A 2,644-nucleotide genomic window follows, 5' to 3' on the forward strand; every position below is an offset into this window, starting at 1 on the left:
TACTTAAACAGCAAAAATTATTTTCAAGTTTGCATTTGTTTCTTTCTATTTGTTTTTGTTTTCAAAACTCTTTCAATTCATTTATTCAAATTAATGTGATATAACATTTTATTATTAAAATACTAATTCGTTTCATTTATTTAGACAATTTAATATTTTGGTCAATATTATACCAAACGGCCTGTCATATCTGTGGAAGACGAATGGTTTGAGTTCCAAATTGCTTATGCAGTTTGGGGGCTATTCGATATCAAAATTGATTATATTGCAGAAAAGGTCATATGGCATTGATAGTAAATATTTCGGTTTTGATAAAACGCATACTGGCTGTATTTTGCACCAATTGAACACAATCTGATAATATAATAACACACTAATATCATTGAACAAATGACAGCTGAAATAATAATGAACAGCAGCAAATAAAATTGTCGTTTTACTATTCTGTTTTCATATTAACACGCTGCACCAAATATTGAGAATTAGGCAACAGGTGTGATGAAACACAAGCCCTGAAATACAACTACGTTTCGAGAGTCTTGGGAAAATGGGAATACAGCATTTTCATTTTGCAAAGGATTTGTAGTTACTGTTGCCTCTGTTTGCATTAGTTTTACACAGAATTATCCACAAAAATTTTTTTGTTAAATCAGTCTCTTTGGCAATATTCCTATTTTAGACACATGTTTTCTTTATTCAATACCAGCAAAAATAGTAGCATAACTAAATATCACTGCTTTTTAACTTTGATTGATACCAGAAATACCAATCAAAGTTCAAAGCGGTGATAATACCTTACCGGAAGGTAAATTGCCTTACCACCTTTGAATTTATTGAATAAAGAAAACATGTGTCTAAAATAGGAGATATTGCCAAAAGGAGATTTTATTGTGAGGTTTGGTTGTAAAAAGTTTTGTGGATGGTTCTGTTAGCCAAAATTTTTGAGAAATGCAAACAAATTGTAAGTAGCACAAATCCTTTGCAAAAATCTAACAAAATACTAATATTCCCCATTTTTTCCCCAAAACTCTCAAAGCATTAGTTGCTCCAATATTTCCAGAACCTGTGTTGCGTAAATCTTTTGTTGCACCAATTTGCCAATAACTAAGCCTGTAGGAATTGACCCCAAAATATAAAAAAACAAGAATAAGAATAAAAACGATAAGTTTTCCATTTTGCACCTTCATTTCATTTATTGTTTCAAAACTTTATCATTTATTTAATGAATTGTTAAGTTGTGATTATTGTTGTAATTATTAGTTGTGTTTGTTGTTAATTTAGTTTTTTTGTTTCATAAAAATTTAATAATTATGCGTTTATAAAATAAATAATTTACTATATAATTTTACCATAAACCTTGCTTTTCTTTTAATATAATGAGGTTTTTGATTGTCAAAATTAAATAAAATTGTCAGATAAACAAACCCCCAAACTGCATAAACAGTTTGAGACTCAAATTATTCATTCTTTACTGGGAGCAAATTATTGGAGCGTTTCAGTTAAGTTGGTCTTTATATTATTAAAAAATATTAAGTTGTCTAAATAAATGAAACAGTTAGTATTTTAATAATAAAAAATGTTATAATATATTTGATAATTTGGATAAATTGGATTAGAGAGTTTTTTGAAAACAAAAACAAAAATAAGAAAAACAAATGCAAACTTTGAAAAAATAATTTTTTGCTGTTTAAATTGTTGTCTTTCCAAAATTAAAAATACTAACTTAAAAAATTTTAAAACGATGCAATATTAAAATTATTTTAACTAAATATAATAATCAAATTGAAATTAACAAAATCTTAGGAGTTTTTATGGATTTTTAAAAATTAAAAGTGTGCGCAATTTTGCGCCAATCATGAAAATACCAAATGATATTTTAAAACAATTTTGGCTACAGTTTTCCCATGCGTGTTGCAGCCATAAGCGTTTTTTGTTTTTAAAGGCGAAAAGGCAAACAAAAAATAGCTCCTTTTTATATATGGCATACAAAACTCAATTGAAACTTGTTCTCTATGATTTTGTTGTGTTGCGATCTCAAAAAAGTGCCTTACTGAAAAAATTTATCAACAAGGTTTTAAAACAAATATCTGATGCAACCATTACAAGTAATTACAAAAATTGATGATTATTACAAACAAATTTCCCAAGTAAAACTGCAAAATGAGTTATTTTTTAGAAGGTATCAGACGTTGTAATTGATGTTGGCTGCTTCAAAAATATGATTATGATGTTTGCCCTATAGGAGGATTTAACAGAAAAAAAATCAATGAAGGATTAAATGTTGATGTTCAAATGTTTGCCTGTATTATTAATTTATATTGGGAAATCGAAAAACCCAATGCAAGCTTTTCAGATGATTATAAGGTACACTTTTTGGATGTAGTTAAAGTTGTAAAAACGCTGCGTTCAAATACTAAAAAATAAAATATTTCAAAAAATAACATTATAACTGACTTAAAAAGTTGGTCACTTTTTTAGTAAAAGGCATTTTTTAATCCATAATTTAATCGTTAATTTCATGACGAGGCAATTTTGCTAAATTAACTTGTTTATATAAAAACAGATAAACATTGCAATTCTTTTTTGCTGTGATAACAAAGTATTTTGAACAACTTTGTCAAGATAAAAAACAGCAATACGTATC

The 2,644-nt window shown here is 27.1% G+C and carries 1 protein-coding gene and 1 pseudogene; one reads left to right on the forward strand and one right to left on the reverse strand.

Annotation, left to right across the window (positions count from 1 at the left end):
• Positions 1-774: 774 nt before the first annotated feature.
• Positions 775-1,174 (reverse strand): annotated as a pseudogene (locus ACEW7V_RS01755) (glycerol-3-phosphate acyltransferase); the annotation flags it as partial.
• Positions 1,175-1,834: 660 nt separating this feature from the next.
• Here ACEW7V_RS01755 and ACEW7V_RS01760 point away from each other — a divergent pair.
• Entirely contained in the window at positions 1,835-2,122 is a 288-nt protein-coding gene (locus ACEW7V_RS01760; protein ID WP_374695686.1) for a hypothetical protein, read from the forward strand.
• The last annotated feature ends 522 nt before the right edge of the window (positions 2,123-2,644 follow it).

Source organism: Areca yellow leaf disease phytoplasma (assembly GCF_041920595.1).